Source organism: Myxococcus llanfairpwllgwyngyllgogerychwyrndrobwllllantysiliogogogochensis, assembly GCF_006636215.1.
In the GTDB taxonomy this organism is placed as follows: Bacteria; Myxococcota; Myxococcia; order Myxococcales; family Myxococcaceae; genus Myxococcus; species Myxococcus llanfairpwllgwyngyllgogerychwyrndrobwllllantysiliogogogochensis.
Genome location: NZ_VIFM01000066.1, coordinates 12,492 through 27,448, shown reverse-complemented (window position 1 = coordinate 27,448; position 14,957 = coordinate 12,492). Strand labels below are relative to the sequence as shown.

Here is a 14,957-nt window from a genome sequence, read left to right as displayed (position 1 = left end):
CTTCCGGAACATGCGCTATTCGAACTTCACACTCACCACGTTGAGGTCGATGGCCTTCACCTCGATACGTCGACTGAGCGTCTTCTTGAGGTCGGGGTTGAAGAATTTGCAGTCATAGGTGCCGACGCGCAGCTCCACCGCCTCGAACGGCGTCTCCCCCAGCTTCTTCCCTCCGCACGTCACCTCCGCCCACGGCCGCACCGCGAAGCGGACCTTGGCCGTGCGCGTCTCCGCCCGCGACTCCTGCCTCGGAGGACGCGGCGGCGTCACGGGAGGCGCCACCCGAGCCTCCGGATGCAACGTGAAGCGCTCCACCTGCTCCGGCCCCGAGCCCACCGTCACCGTGCGCTCACTCGGCTGATGCTTCGCGGCCTCGACCCGGACTGCCAGCGCCACGCCCGGCGCGGCCTCCAGCATCACCGGCGCCGCGCCCTGCGGCCGCCCATCCACGATGACGACGGCCTGCGCGGGCTGCGCCTCCACCCGCAGCCGCACCTTCGCCACGGCCGCGGGCTCCTGGGCCGGCGGCGCGTTCTCGACGGCCACGGGCGGCGTCTCCTGCACATGCGCCTGCTGCACCACCGGCACCAGCCGCAGCACGCCCAGCGGCACCGGCCCCGTGGCCTGGACCTCCAGCTCCGTCCGCAGCTCCTGGTAGCCCTCGCGTGACAGCACGAGCGAATAACGCCCCTCGGGCATCGCGGGCAGCGTCACCGGCGTGCGCTCCGCCAGTTCCTGCCCATCGAACATGACCCGCGCCCCCGTGGGCACGGACTCGACGCGCGCGGGCGCCTGCGCGGCGGGCCCCGGCTTCAGCCAGCCCCACAGCAGCACCAGGACCACCAGCCCCAACCCCACCGTGGGAATCCACCACCCCAGCCGCGAGGCCGGGGGCGGCGTCTCCGCCTGACGCCCCGCCGCGGCCTTCTTGCGCCCGGGCCGAGACATCCCCAGCGACAGCGTGGGCGCGTCCTCCTCCTGCTCCTCCAGCGCGTCCAGGGCCGCGGCGCCCCGAGGCAGCGGCAGCGCCAGTCGTGACGGCCTGGGCAGCGGTCCCGCCATCTCCGGCATGGCCAGCGTCGGCGCGTCCTCCTCCACGTGATGCACGACGGCGGGCATGGGCCGCGTGACCGCGCGCCCCTCCGCCCCCTGCGACTCCTGCTCCCGCGCCTGCGGGTTCGACACGCGCGAAGCGGCACGCCCCTCGACGGGCTTCGGCTCGGTGGCGGCCTTCACATCCGTCAGCGTCGCGCGCGCGGCGGCACGGCCATCCATCGTCGGCGCGTCCTCTTCCACCCGATGCACCGGCGGCACCGCACCCAGGCCCGAACGCGAGGCCCTGTCCGGGGGGGCGGACTCCACCGCGCGGCGCTGCCCGGTCATCCGGGAGCTGGGCGACTCCAGCTCGATGCGCCCCGTCCTCCCCGTGCCACGAGGGCGCAGCGCCGCCGTCTCCCCTTCCGGCGCCACACTGGCGCGAGACAGCGCGGGCCGCAGCCCCGAACGCCGCGAGCTCGCGTCCTGACGCCCGGAGCCCGACGCCGGATCCGAGTCCTCCATCAACAGCTCGCCCGAGCGCGCCTCCGACGCCAGCCGCTCCGCGTAGATCTCCTTCATGTACGCGCCGACATGGGCCGTCGACGACGGCAACCGACGCTCCGTCAGCCAGTCCTCCAGCGCCAGCTGCAGGTGGACCGCTTCCTGGTAGCGCTCCGCCGGGTCCTTCGCGAGCGCCTTGAGGACGATGGCGTCCAGATCTTGCGGCACGCGCGGCGTCACCTGCGACGGCGGCGCCACCTTGCACTCGGCCACGGCGGCCAGCGTCTGGATGTCGCTGGGGCGCTTGAACAGGCGCGTGCTCGTGAGCAGTTCGTACAGCACCACGCCCAGCGCGAAGATGTCCGAGCGACAATCCACGCGCTGCCCCGCCGCCTGCTCCGGCGACATGTACGAATACTTCCCCTTCAGCACGCCCGAGCGCGTGACGGTGGCCTGGTCCGCCGCCTTGGCGATGCCGAAGTCCACCACCTTCACGCCGCCTTCGAACGTGACGAGGATGTTCTGCGGGGACACGTCGCGGTGGACGATGTCCAGCGGCCGGCCCGACGTCGGGTCCGTGCGCTTGTGCGCGTAGTCCAGGCCCGAGCACGCCTCGATGAGGATGCGGCACACCAGCGGCACCGGTATCGGCTGCCCCACGGCCTCCGACTGCTTCCACACCCGCCGCATGTCCTCGCCATGGATGTACTCCATGGCGATGAAGAACGAGTCGTCCTGCGCGCCCAGGTCGAAAATCTGCACGACGTTGGCGTGATTGAGCCGCGCGGCGATTCGCGCCTCGTCCAGGAACATCTTGACGAAGTCGTCGTTCTCCGCGAGGTGCGGAAGAATTCGCTTCACCACCACCAGCTTCTCGAAGCCCTCCGGACCTGGCTGGCGCGCGAGATACAGCTGCGCCATCCCGCCCATGGCGAGTCGCTTCAGGAGCTGGTACCTGCCATACGTTTCAATGGTCACGGCGACCTGACCGCACCCCACGGGGAAAACCCACGGCCCGTGGCCTTCCGGGATCCGGGCGCGGCGAAGCCCGGAGCGTAAGCGCACAGGACAGGGGGGTCAAACCCTTGTAGGCACGGCGGAACCGACGGCGCCGCGATTACCTCCGAGCGGCACGGACCTCGCGCGACTCCCGCATCAGCGCCTCCAACTCGTCCAGGTGCCGCTTGAGCACCGGCATCAGCACCGGCGCCGCGTCCACCCGGTCGAACAGGTCCAGGACCCGGTCCACCTTACGCTCGATTTCCTGGGCTCGAGCCGGAGTAATCCGGCGGAGCAGCATGTCCGCGCCGGCCTCCATCAGCGCGCGGGCCACGGCGTCCCGGGAAGCGAGCGGCTCTTGCTGTCGGCGGCCCTCACCCTGGATGACCCGCAGGCCCGGGGCGCGCGCCGGGGAAGCGCGACCCGCGCTCGTCGTCTTCGTGTTTTCGGAGTCTGGGGACATCACCGGGTGCCTCCTCGGCGGGCGCGGGTACGACCTCAGGGTACACACCGTGAGGAGCCCTCCAATTTTCTGGTCATCCGCACAGGCGGAAGCAGACCTGTAGCACCCGGGACCGACATGAACGTCGAGGGCCGGATGACCGGCCCTTCGACTGGCTCACACATCGAGCCTGCTCCCCCGCTTCAGCCCGCGTCGCATGAGCGACGGTAGGAGATGGCCACCTTGGCGCCCGGCGCCGGCACGTTGGCGAAGATGACGCTGTTGGTGGGGGCGTCGTAGCGCCAGCCCGTCGTCACCGGGGCGCCGTCCACCGTCACCGTGACGCTGCCCGGCTCCGGCGCGTCGCTGAGCGGGAAGCGGTCCTGCGCGGAGAAGGCCTTGTTCGCCACGGCGGCCAGGAGGGGCCCGTAGTTGGCCGCGCACACGTTCATCACCTCGCCGCCGGTGCGCGCCGTCGCCTCCGCGTAGCGCGTGCCGGAGCCGCCCGCGGTGCCACACGCCGTCGCCGTGGGGGCAATGGCGTAGAACGTCGCGCGCTGCGGCTGGTTCTGCCCCTTTCGCTGCTGCGCCCACTGCACGTAGGTGTCCACCGCGTCCGGCGAGTGGTCGTCCTCGTCACCCACGAAGACGACGACCAGCGCCGCCGAGTCGCGCAGGAAGCCCAGGTTGCCGTCCTGCGGCACGGGCGTGCGCGGGTCATCCGCGGTGTTCACCAGCGGCGGAGACAGCGCGCGGCGCATCGCCTCGAAGCCCTGCTCCACCTGGGCGCACTGCCCCACCTGCACGTTCTGCTGGAGCAGCGCCGTCAGGTTCGCCATGCCGTTGGTGAGGATGCGGGGCCGGGCGTTGTTGACCGGGAAGAAGCGTCCCGCCTCGCCGCCCTGCGCGCCGCCGGGGCACGTCCCCGACACCGCCGTGATACCCGTCGTGGTGACGGCCACGTGCATGTCCACCTTTTTGGCGAGCGCCGCGTCCACGAACGAGGGGATGGCGGACACCAGACGCGGGTGCTCCTCCACCATGGACGCGGTGTTGTCCACGACGAAGAGGACGTCCACCTTGCTCACGTCCTGCTGGGTGAAGGTGTCCGTCTTGTCCACGCGCTTGGAGGACTCGCCGATGAGCGGCACCAGCAGCGGCGCCGGCAAATCGGACGAGCTCACGAAGAGCGGCGACAGGTTCATCCCGTACACCTGCGCGGCGTAGTCCAGGTCGACCGTGAAGGCCTCGCCCGGCTGCAGCGTGAAGGGCAAGGGCGCGGGCACGCCGCCCACGGTGAACTCGCCATCCGTGGTGCCAGGGCCAATCCACACGTTGGAAACCGACACGGGCATGGTGCACGCGTTGAGGTAGTTCACCTCGCGCGGCTCGGGAGGACAGTCGCGCCGCGCCACGCCCCAGTCCACGTACCAGGGCGACGCCATCAGACACGTCGCCTGCGAGTGGGCCAGCAGCGGCACGAGGATGACGGGATTCGCCGGGTCCATCTGCTCCACCTGGAGCATGCCCGTGAAGTCTCCGCCCGCATGGGGTGCCTGGAAGGCCACCTGGAAGCTGAACCAGTCACCCGGATAGATGATGACGCCGAAGAGGTCCCCGCCCGGCATGCGGAAGCTGCCGCCGCCATTGTCGCGCAGCCGGATGTTCTTCACCGGGCACAGGTCCGTGCCCTTGTTCTCCAACTTCACGCCCAGCACCGCGCCCCGGCCCGGAGGCACCGTGCCGAAGTCCACCGCGAGCGGCGTCACCGTGAGGTCGCAGGGCGCGTGCTCCTCCGCCTCGCCCTGGAAGTCCAGCTCCACGGTCGCCGCCGAGTACGCGTTCGTCGTCATCACCAGCACACCCGCGGACGAGCCCGGACGCGTGGGCTCGTAGAAGACGGGGATGTTGACCTCCTGCCCCGGCTGCAGCGTGTACGGCATGGCCAGCGGGGTGTGGTTGAACTGGGGCGCGCCGGAAGGGTCCGGCTGCCACGCCAGCGTCTCCAGCGTGAGCGCGCCCGCGTTGGAGGAGCCGCAGTTCTTCACGTTGACGATGACGCGCGTCTTCGAGCCCAGCGGCTGCTTGCCGAAGTCGTACGTCACCGGGGACACGCACAGCTCCGCCGCGCCGCCGAAGCCCTTGAGCTTCACGTCCGTGGTGGGGTGCCGCTTGCTCACCACGTGATAGCGGGCCATGTCCTCCGCGGGGCCCATGTGGCCGGGGCTGTAGCGAATGTTGAAGCCGCGCACCTCGCCCGGCTGGAGCACCAGCGGGAAGCCCGCGTTCGCCTGCGAGTAGGAAGCGTCCAGCCCGTCGAGCGTCAGCGAGGTCACCGTCATCGGCTCGGTGCTGATGTTGCGGATGCGCGACTCGCGGATGGCGTCGCGGTCCACCGGCACCGCCGCGAAGTCCAACACCGGCGGCTCCGCCACCACCGCCTGCTCCAGCGCCTCCGCCATCAGTTGCACCGGCACGTCCGCGCAGCCCCGGCACGGCGTCACCGCCAGCACCACCTGCTTGCGGCCCACGCGCACGGGGTTGAACGTCAAGGACAGCTCCGCGCGGCCGCCCGGGGCGACGACCATGGGCCCCGCCACGAACTCGTCGCGGTCCGCGCCGACCAGGCGGGGTGTCACCTCCACCGGCAGCTCCGTGGGGTTCTCCAACGTCAGCGCCAGCGTCTTCGTCGAGTCCGCCTCGATGCGCCCGAAGTCCAGCACCCGGGGCGACACCCGCGCCCACGCGTCGATGCCCAGGCCGGTCAGGGGGATGCGCAACAGCGGTTCGATGCGCGTGTCGGAGCGCACCACCAGCATCGCCCCCTGGCCGCCCGCCATCATGGGCGCGAAGCGCACGCGCAGGGCACACGCACTGCCTGGCGCCAGGCTGTGGGGTCCCTCATGGGTGAACTCCGCCCGGTAGGCCCCTTCAGGACCCTCCACCCAGACCTCGTTCACATCGACGGGGGCCCGCCCCACGTTGCGCAGCGAGATTTCCGTCTCGCGCGCATCGAAGAGGGCGACCTTCTCGAAGTCCATCCCACCCGGGGTCGCCGTCAGACGCCCGTCCGCGAGGGACGACCGTTCGCGATCCGCACACCCCGCAGCCACCAGCCCCAACACCGCGAGGGCCCAAATGCCCCAGCGCCCCGTCATGGCCTCCACCCCTTCCCCACGCCCATCGCCCAGGTCCGTCCACAGCCTCAAACGAGGCGCTGGAGCGGATCAGTTGGCGAAACTAGGCACCCACCCATGGGCGGGCAACCACCCACGAAGGACAATCCCGGTGTCAGGGGGCCTCGCCCCGTTCACTTTCAAATCTTCGGGATTCGCAGCGTCTTGCTGATCATCGCGCTGCCGCTGGCCGCGTACAGCAGCACCAGCGGATGCAACACCACCGGCCCCACGTCCCACGCGCCCCCCAGCAGCGTGTCGCCAATGCGGCCCATCCACGTGGCCGCCGCCAGCACCATCACCAGCGCGAGGCTGGTGGGGATGGGCGTGCCCTCGAAGTACTTCACCTTCCCCGTCGCGTCCGCCAGCTCCGCCGACGTGACGTTGAAGCGCGCCAGCCGGCTGATGCCACACGCCACGAAGTACAGGAGCACCGCCACGTCCAGCGCCCCCCGCATCCCCACCGCGAAGGCCAGCGCGGCGGGCGCCATGCCGAAGGAGATGACGTCCGCCAGGGAGTCCAGGTCCGCCCCCAGCGGCGACTTCTTGTAGCGCCACCGGGCGATGCGCCCGTCCAGGACGTCCATCACCAACGCCACCGGCATCAACGCGAAGGCCACCCACAGGAAGCCCACGCGCCACGTGGCCAGGTACTGCATCGCGGCGAGGATGGTCCCCGCGCCCGCGAAGCCGTTGCCGAGCGTCACGAAGTCGGCGAGCACGAAGGTGCGAATCATCGAGAAGTGGCGGCGTGGGCGGCGGGCACGCGGCTGCTCGGTCGTCATATCCGCGTTCTCCTAGCACAGTGAATCCTCACTGCCCGTCCCTCACTGCCGCGTTTCTTGCCGCAGTGCGTCTGACTCCAGGCTCCCAGGAAAAGTCAAACCTCAGAAAACTTTTGACGTGTGGATCAGCCCCTTCCTACGCTCGCGCCCATCCATGCCTCCAAACCAATCCGTGTCCTCTTCGCGGGGGGCGACCTGGAAGTCCGGGCGCTCCCGCTGGCACCTCCCCCTTCTCGCCGGCCTGAGTCTCGCCTTCGCCACCGCATGTGGTGAGGATGATGACGGAGGCCCGGTGACGCCACCCGTGGAAGGCCCTCCGAAGTACGAGGCCACCATCCGGCGCACGGCGCACGGAATCCCTCACATCATCGCCAATGACATGGGCAGCCTGTCCTACGGACAGGGCTACGCGTTCGCCAAGGACCATGTCTGCATCCTGTCGGACCAGATCCTCAAGGTCCGCGGTGAGCGCGCGCGCTACCTGGGGGCGGGCCCCGGCAACACCTACGCGGGCAGCGACTTCGGCTACCGCGTCCTCCAGCTCCAGGAGAAGGCCCAGGCGGCCTTCCCCACCCTGCCGGCGGACATCCAGGAGATGTTCAACGGCTACGCGGCGGGCTTCAACAAGTACCTGTCGGAGACGCCGGCGGCGGAGCTCCCCGCGCCCTGCACCAACGCCCCCTGGGTCAAGCCCATCCAGGGCGTGGACCTCCTGGCCTATGACATCAGCGTGGGCCTGGCGGGCAGCGCCTACCAGCTCATCCTCGCCATCGCCGCGGCCTCGCCCCCCATCCCGGGCGCGGGCTCCGAGGGCCGTCCGGTGCCGGGCAGCTTCAAGGTGGAGCGTCCGGACTTCAGCCAGGTCGGCAGCAACGGCTGGGCCATTGGCGCGGACCGCTCCGCGTCGGGCCACGGCATGGTGGTGGCCAACCCGCACTTCCCCTGGGAAGGCGAGCTGAAGCTCTGGGAGAGCCAGCTCACCGTGCCCGGCCAGCTCAACGTGTACGGCGTGGGCCTGCTGGGCGTGCCCGCGGTGCTCATCGGCTTCAACGACAACGTGGCCTGGACGCACACGTTCTCCTCGGGCCAGCGCATGACGCTCTACGGGCTCCAGCTCGTGCCGGGCAACCCCACCCGCTACAAGTACGGCACCGAGGAGCGGGACATGACCGCCCGCGACATCACCATCCTGGTGCGGCTGCCGGAGGGCTCGCTGACCAACATCACCCAGCGCTTCTACAGCAGCCACTACGGCCCGGTCATCGTCATCCCCGGCACCGCCCCGTGGACCACGCAGTCGGTGCTCAGCTTCCGCGACACCAACCTGGACAACACCCAGCTCGTCACCCAGTTCGTCGGAATGAACCGGGCCAAGAGCCTGGAGGAGTTCCAGAACGTCTACGCCAACGTCCAGGGCATCCCCTGGGTCAACACCATGGCGGCGGACCGGGCCGGCAACGTCTGGTACACGGACGCGACGCCCACCCCCAACCTCACGGCCACGGCCATCGGCACGTGGCGCGCGGCCTCCAGCGGCCTGGACCCGGCGACCACCGCCATCTGGCAGAGCATGGGCCTGGTGCTCCTCGACGGCAGCAACCCGGAGAACGAGTGGCGTGACGCCGCGGGCGCCCGCGGGCCGGGCCTCGTGCCCTTCAGCGGGGTTCCGAAGCTGGCCCGCCGCGACTTCGTCTTCAACGCGAACGACAGCTACTGGCTGGCCAACCCGAGCCAGCCCCTCACGGGCTTCTCGCCCCTGCACGGCCTGGAAGGCGTGGGCCAGACGCCGCGCACGCGCATGAACGCCGTCCTGCTCACGGAGGAGAACGGCGCGTCCGGCTCCGACTACAAGTTCACCGTGGCGGAGCTGGAGAACGCCATCCTCGGCAACCGCGGCATGACGGCGGAGCTGCTGAGGGATCAGCTCGTCGCGCGCTGCACGGGCAAGACGACGGTGCAGTACAACACCACGCTCGTGGACATCCGCCAGGGCTGCGCGGCGCTGGCCACGTGGGACCTGCGCTACGACGTGGGCAGCAGGGGCGCGGCCCTGTGGCGCGAGTTCAGCGGCCACTTCAGCATGGGCGCCCTGTCCAACGGCGGCACGGGCACGCTGTTCGCCAACCCGTTCAACGTGGCCCAGCCCATCGCCACGCCGAACACGCTGGCCGCCGAGCCGGCGGCGGGCACCGACCCGACGATGCTCGCCCTGGCCGCGGCGGTGTACCGCCTCCAGGTCGCCGGCATCCCCGTGGACGCGCCGCTGGGTGACTCGCAGTACACCACCCGCGTGGACGGCAAGAAGATCCCCATCCACGGCGGCGGCTCCTACGACGGCACTGCGAACGTCGTCTCGTGGGGCACGCTCAAGTCCACCACGCCCGACTCCGACTTCAGCGCGGTGCGCGGCACGCAGCTGCTCAACTCCCGCACCAACCTCACCAACACCGGCTACGTCATCAACAACGGCAGCAGCTTCATCATGGCCATGGAGTTCACCGACACGGGCGTGAATGGCCGCGCGGTGCTGACCTACAGCGAGTCCAGCGACAAGAACTCGCCGTACTTCTCCGACCAGACGGAGCTGTTCTCCAACAAGCAGTGGCGGCCCATCGTCTTCACCGAGGAGGCCATCGCCGCCACCAAGGTGGAGGAGAAGAAGATCTCCGGCAACTGACGTCCTCCGGGGCTCCCCCTCTCACGAAGGGGAGCCCCGAGCAGTCCCAAGCCCCTGCTCCGGCGGGGGCTTTTTGCTTTCGCGCGGACACTTGGGGCCCCGGAAGGGAAGTCCTCTGTCCGCCCGGCGATGCCCGCCCTGTCGGGAGGCTACCGCTCCGGCGATGCGAACCCAGGATGCCCTGGCAGACCGCCCGGCACCGCATGGCGTCACGCGGTGAAACGGCCCCGGGGGCAACGGTTCTGCGAAGGAGCGGCGGTTCGCCATGACGACACCCGTCTACAAGACAGCCATCATCGACAGGGTCTTCTTCCTGCGCTGGGAGGCTCCCCCCAACCGGGAGGACATCCAAGCGGTGTTCCAGCAGATGCGCGAAACGCATGAGCGGCTCAAGCCGCCCCTCGTGCTGGTGGCGAGCCTGTCGTCCAGGTCCGCGGTGCCCAACAGCGAGCAGCGCAACAACCTCTCCGCCTTCCAGTCCGACGCGCGACCGCTCTTCACCCAGATTCACGCCATCGTCGAGGGCAACGACCTCCAGTACAACCTCCAGCGCGTCATCATCGCCGGCATCAACATCGTCACGCGCACCCACGACGAGACGCTCCAGCGCGTCCACCAGCGCGCCGAGCAGGTGGCCCCGCTGCTCTCCGACAGTCTGGGCGTGGACGGCTCGAAGGTCATCGAGGAGGCGCGCAAGCGCGGCGTGGTGTGAGACGGGCGAGGGCGCGTCGGCCCGCCGTCCTCACGACATGGGCTGACGCGCCGGCAGCTTCGTGGGCCTGACGGCGGCCCGCACGTAGTGGTGGTCGAACAGGTCCACGTAGAGGTACTCCGGCCACGACACCATCGCGCGCGCGCCGAGCATCACCCCGCGCATCAGCTCGCTCACCATCATCCCCGCGGCCGTCGTCGCTCCGACGACGCACGTGGGGGCGTGGCCTCGACCCTCGAAGCACGCGTCCATCGCGTCCTGTGACAGGTAGCTCCCCAGGTGGGGAATGATGGCCGGCAGGTCCACGCGGCCATCCGGGAGGATGTAGAGCTGCTCGTACAGCGGCGCATCCGGTTGGAAGACATGCAACGCGGCGCCAAACCCCAGCATCAGCCCCGTCATCGCCGGCACGCCGCGCTCACGACATGCGCGGTGCAGTGCCTGCTTCGCCCCCGCGCCCGCGATGTCGATGACCTCCACCACGTAGTCCACTGGCGGCAGGCCCTCGCCCCCCGACAGCACGTCCTCCACGTTGGCCTCGGTGATGCCCGCCCCCACGCGCCGCAGCCGCAGCTCCGGGTGGATGTCCAGGCACATGCGCCCCACCACCTCCACCTTGGACTGGCCGAGCGTGCTCTCGAAGCACCCCGCCTGCCGGTTCATGTTGTGCCGCTCGTAGGTGTCGAAGTCCGCCAGCGTCAGGCACCCCAGCCCCAGCCGCGCCAGGTCCACCGCGCACTGGCCTCCGGCGCCTCCCACTCCCGCGACCAGGACGTGCGTGCGGGCCAGCCGCTCCATCACCTCCGGACCGATGACGCCCAGGTTGCGCTCGAAACGGGGCTCCACCATGACGCCTCCACTTTCTCCCCACGAGGCGCCGAGGTGCTCGTCGCGCGCGCCGTCCTCCGCCCCGCCGGGAGCTGTGGATGTGGTCCTCGATTTTCGGACCCGGGAGGGTGGCGAACACCCAGGTGTTCAGCACTCCCCCTCCCCGAAGGACGTTGTCCGCCGCAGGGCACTCCAGACGTCTTCCATCGCGTGATTCGGTCCGGCAAGCCCGCACCGCCGCGTGCCCCTTGGAAGCCACACCCGTGATGCCCCTGCTTCAGTCGTGAAGCGGGTCACCGGAACCACACCCACCAGGGCATGTCAGACGGTTGCTTCACAGTGGACAGCAAGCGTGAAGTCCAGAGATAGAAGGCACTCCAAGGCTTTCGCGTGTTCATTGCCTGGCTTGAATTCTGCTCTGCGGGTGACACGGCACGGGGGAGCTTCGACCCGTCAACACGCAGCGTCCCCCGAACCCTTCTTCTTCGACTCGAGGTCTCTATGCGTTCGTGGTTCAGCCTTTCTGTTTGTCTGACATTCCTGTCGCTGGGTTGTGGAATTTCCGAGACGCCCTCAACCCCAGAAGACTTACGCGACAGCGCGACGGAGGCGCTGGTCTCCGGCGTCTCCTCGCTGGAAGGTGTCGCCAGCGGCGCCTCCACCCGGTGGGCTTCGCGCGAGCCGGTGTTCGGCGACGTCGCGCACTACCGGTTCGAGCTCCAGGTGGGTCCCGGAGCGCATGACACCGTCACCGTGCACCGCGTGGTGAAGGAGCGCGCGCCGTGGGTGCCCGCCAGGGCGAACCGGGCGGTGTTCCTGGTGCATGGCGATGCGTGGGGTTTCGACGCGGCCTTCCTCTCCAGCGTGGGGTCCGCGCATGTGCCGGCGAACCACTCCATCGCGGCCTATCTGGCCCAGGAGAACGTGGACGTGTGGGGCATCGACATGCGCTGGGTCGGGGTGCCCGCGGGGACGCAGGACTTCGGCTTCATGGCGGGGTGGAACCTGGGCACGCACGCGAAGGACGTGGGCACGGGCCTGCTGCTGGCGCGGACGCTGCGGCTCGCGGGCGGCAACGTGGGTTCGATGCACCTGCTCGCGTGGAGCCGGGGCGCGATGGTCGCCTTCGCCTATCTCAACTCGGAGGCGCGGCTGCCCCGGCTGCTGCGACAGGTGGACGGCTTCATCCCCGTGGACATGGCGGTGCGCCACGCGCCCCAGTTCGCGCAGCAGCAGGCATGGGCGTGTGAGCGTCACACCGCGCTGAAGGCCCGGCGCGACGCGGGCGTCACGGAGGGTGGCCTCCTGGGCCCCGCGCCCGGCATCACCCTCCAGTACATCGGCCTGTTGGCGGCCACGGCCCCGGACGCGCCCTCCCCGCTGCTGCCGGATGACGTCTTCGGCCCTGGCACCGGCCGGCCCACCAACCGCCGTGCCGCCATCGTCTCCGCGGCGGCCACGGGCGCGCTGCTGGCGCCGCTGCCGGCCCTCACCCCGGGCTACCACCTGATGGCGGGCATCCCCGACGCGACGGGCCTGCCGGGCAGCATGACGTACACCTCCGAGCCCTACCTCTACGAGTACGCCCAGCGCGCGGCGCCCTACCAGAGCCTCAACGAAGTCGTGGAGTCGGACGCGTGGACGTGTGGACTGGACGTGCCCTACGACGACCACCTCCAGCGCGTGACGGTGCCGGTGCTCTACGTGGGCGCGGGCGGCGGCGTGGGTGAGTACGGCGTTCACTCCACGACGCTGCTCGGCAGCCAGGACGTCTCGTCACTCGTCGTTCGCGACCTGCCGACGGCCGCGCGCGCGCTCGACTTCGGGCACGCGGACCTGTTCCTCGCGGACACCGCCCCGCAGCGCGTGTGGCAACCCATCCTCCAGTGGGTGCGCGCCCACTAGCGACAGCCGGACTCAGTCCGACTTCCAGAGACCGTGGCGCCGGGCCCTGCGGCCCAGCGTCACGGGGTCCATGCCCAGCGCCACGGCCGCGCGCCGCAGCACCCCGCCATGGCGCTCCAGGGCCTCGCGGATGAGCTCGCGCTCCACCCGCTCCAGCCGCGCGCGCAGCGAGCCATCTCCCGCCAGCTCGTTGCGCGCCGGGGACACTGTCACGAGCGAGGGCGGCAGCAACCGGCGCGACACCACCTCCCCCGGACGCGACAGCAGCACGGCGCGCTCCAGCACGTTGCGCAGTTCGCGCACGTTGCCCGGCCACGGGTAGGAGCGCAGCATGTCCTCCACGTCCTGGGACATGCCGCTGGCCGAGCGGCGCAAGACCCGGTTGAACACGTGCAGGAAGTAGCGCGCCAGCTCCGGCACGTCCTCGGGCCTCTCGCGCAGCGGGGGGATGTCGATGGTGAAGCTGTTGAGGCGATAGAAGAGGTCCGAGCGGAAGCGTCCGGCGCGCACCTCCTCTCCCAGGTCCTTGTTGCTCGCGGCCAGGACGCGCACGTCCACATGCCGCACCTGGGTGCCACCCACCGGACGGACATCGCCCGTCTCCAGCACGCGCAAGAGCTTCGCCTGGAGGTTGGGCGTCGTGTTCTCGATTTCGTCCAGGAAGATGGTGCCGCCGTTGGCCAGGACGAACAGCCCCGGATGGTCCGCCACCGCGTTGGTGAAGGCGCCCTTCACGTGGCCGAACAGCTCGCTCTCCAGCAGCGTCTCCGTGAGCGCGCCGCAGTCCTGCACCACCAGCGGCAGCTCTCCCCGGCCACTGAGGCGGTGGACGATGCGCGCCAGCACCTCCTTGCCCGTGCCCGTCTCGCCCTGGAGCAGCACCGCCACGCGGTGGGGCGCCACCTGGCGCACCATCTCCATCACCCGCTGCATGGCCGCGCTGCGCAGGCCCACTTCCTCCTCGCCCCGCCCGCCCGGCTCCGTCGGCCGCGCCTGGGACAGCGCCCGCTCGCGCAGCAGGTTGCGCTCCAGCTCCAACGTCATCCGCCACTGCTCGGTGCGCACGCCGCGCTCGCGTCCGGCCTGGAGCACCGCCTGCCTCACGGCCTCGCGCGAGGGTGACTCCCCGAGCGCCCGGAAGACGAGGCCCGCGTTGAACAGCGCCACCAGTCGCTCCGGCGCCGCGGGCGCGCAGTAGATGATGCGCGAGGCCAGGTCCGAAGGAGGCACGGCGCCCGACAGCTCCACGTCCGTGCTCGCCGTGGCCAGGCCCTCCACCAGCGTCAGGGCCCGCGCCTCCTCCTGGCCACAGACGAGCAGCGCCGCCGCGTCACCGCGCGCCAGCAGCGCATGCGCCTCCTCCGCGCTGGCGGCGAAGTGCGGCACGGCCTGCCCCTCCAGCGCCGCGCGGATATCCCGCGCCTCCTCTTCGCTCGCGAACACCACCACCACCTGGAGCCGCGCCGTCGTCAGGTAGCGCGCCAGCTTCACCCCGTCGGAGCCCTCGAAGGAGTGGAAGAAGACGCCGAGCGCCGTCACCGCGCCACCCGACTCGTGCCGCCAGCGCACGTCGCCTCTCGCGCGGATGTGCTCGTTCGAGTCCGGCAGGGAGAATGACAGCTCCACGGACTCGCCCTCGCGCGGCCCCTCCTGGGGCCCTCGCGGCGTGGCGATGAGGCCGATGCCCGTCTCGCTGATGTTGACGGCCCAGCACCCCGGAAGGGCGGGCTGCGTCACCACCTTCACGTACAACGGCTTGCGTTCGCTTCGAGGGGCGTAGGCGGACACAGGCCGCGTCATGACCCTCGCAGTCTACTGCACCAATGAAGCCTTGCTGGGAAATTGCGGCGCCAGAAGATCCTTCACCGTCCACTCCCCTTGGCCCTGGCGAAAT

General features: G+C 70.3%; 9 protein-coding genes. 3 read left to right on the top strand and 6 right to left on the bottom strand.

Annotated features, from left to right (window positions below):
• Positions 1–15: 15 nt before the first annotated feature.
• The 4 genes from FJV41_RS18280 to pssA all read right to left on the bottom strand — a co-directional run bounded on the left by FJV41_RS18280 (position 16) and on the right by pssA (position 6,941).
• Positions 16–2,517 carry a serine/threonine-protein kinase gene (locus tag FJV41_RS18280; protein WP_141643791.1) on the bottom strand — a complete coding sequence of 834 codons (2,502 nt, stop codon included), beginning with the start codon at positions 2,515–2,517 and terminating at the stop codon, positions 16–18.
• Between the two features lie 139 nt (positions 2,518–2,656).
• Positions 2,657–3,001 (bottom strand): hypothetical protein, encoded by a 345-nt coding sequence (locus tag FJV41_RS18275; RefSeq protein ID WP_217440163.1) that lies wholly within the window; start codon positions 2,999–3,001, stop codon positions 2,657–2,659.
• Positions 3,002–3,183: 182 nt separating this feature from the next.
• Positions 3,184–6,138 carry a choice-of-anchor D domain-containing protein gene (locus FJV41_RS18270; protein WP_141643789.1) on the bottom strand — a complete coding sequence of 985 codons (2,955 nt, stop codon included), beginning with the start codon at positions 6,136–6,138 and terminating at the stop codon, positions 3,184–3,186.
• 158 nt (positions 6,139–6,296) lie between these two features.
• A complete protein-coding gene (pssA, locus tag FJV41_RS18265; protein WP_141643788.1) occupies positions 6,297–6,941 on the bottom strand; it encodes a CDP-diacylglycerol--serine O-phosphatidyltransferase in 645 nt (214 codons plus the stop codon).
• Between the two features lie 292 nt (positions 6,942–7,233).
• On the opposite strand from pssA, the gene FJV41_RS18260 reads away from it, so the two are divergent.
• Complete coding sequence (locus tag FJV41_RS18260; RefSeq protein WP_306440890.1) at positions 7,234–9,618, top strand: penicillin acylase family protein; 2,385 nt, start codon at positions 7,234–7,236, stop codon at positions 9,616–9,618.
• 265 nt (positions 9,619–9,883) lie between these two features.
• Positions 9,884–10,330 (top strand): DofA protein, encoded by a 447-nt coding sequence (locus tag FJV41_RS18255; RefSeq protein WP_141643786.1) that lies wholly within the window; start codon positions 9,884–9,886, stop codon positions 10,328–10,330.
• 30 nt (positions 10,331–10,360) lie between these two features.
• Here the strand turns inward: FJV41_RS18255 and FJV41_RS18250 are convergent, their stop codons facing one another.
• Entirely contained in the window at positions 10,361–11,179 is an 819-nt protein-coding gene (locus tag FJV41_RS18250) for a ThiF family adenylyltransferase (protein WP_141643785.1), read from the bottom strand.
• Between the two features lie 480 nt (positions 11,180–11,659).
• On the opposite strand from FJV41_RS18250, the gene FJV41_RS18245 reads away from it, so the two are divergent.
• Positions 11,660–13,063, top strand: coding sequence for a hypothetical protein (locus tag FJV41_RS18245; protein ID WP_141643784.1), 1,404 nt, complete (start codon positions 11,660–11,662; stop codon positions 13,061–13,063).
• Between the two features lie 12 nt (positions 13,064–13,075).
• Here the strand turns inward: FJV41_RS18245 and FJV41_RS18240 are convergent, their stop codons facing one another.
• Positions 13,076–14,863 (bottom strand): sigma 54-interacting transcriptional regulator, encoded by a 1,788-nt coding sequence (locus FJV41_RS18240; protein ID WP_181790743.1) that lies wholly within the window; start codon positions 14,861–14,863, stop codon positions 13,076–13,078.
• Positions 14,864–14,957 lie beyond the last annotated feature (94 nt).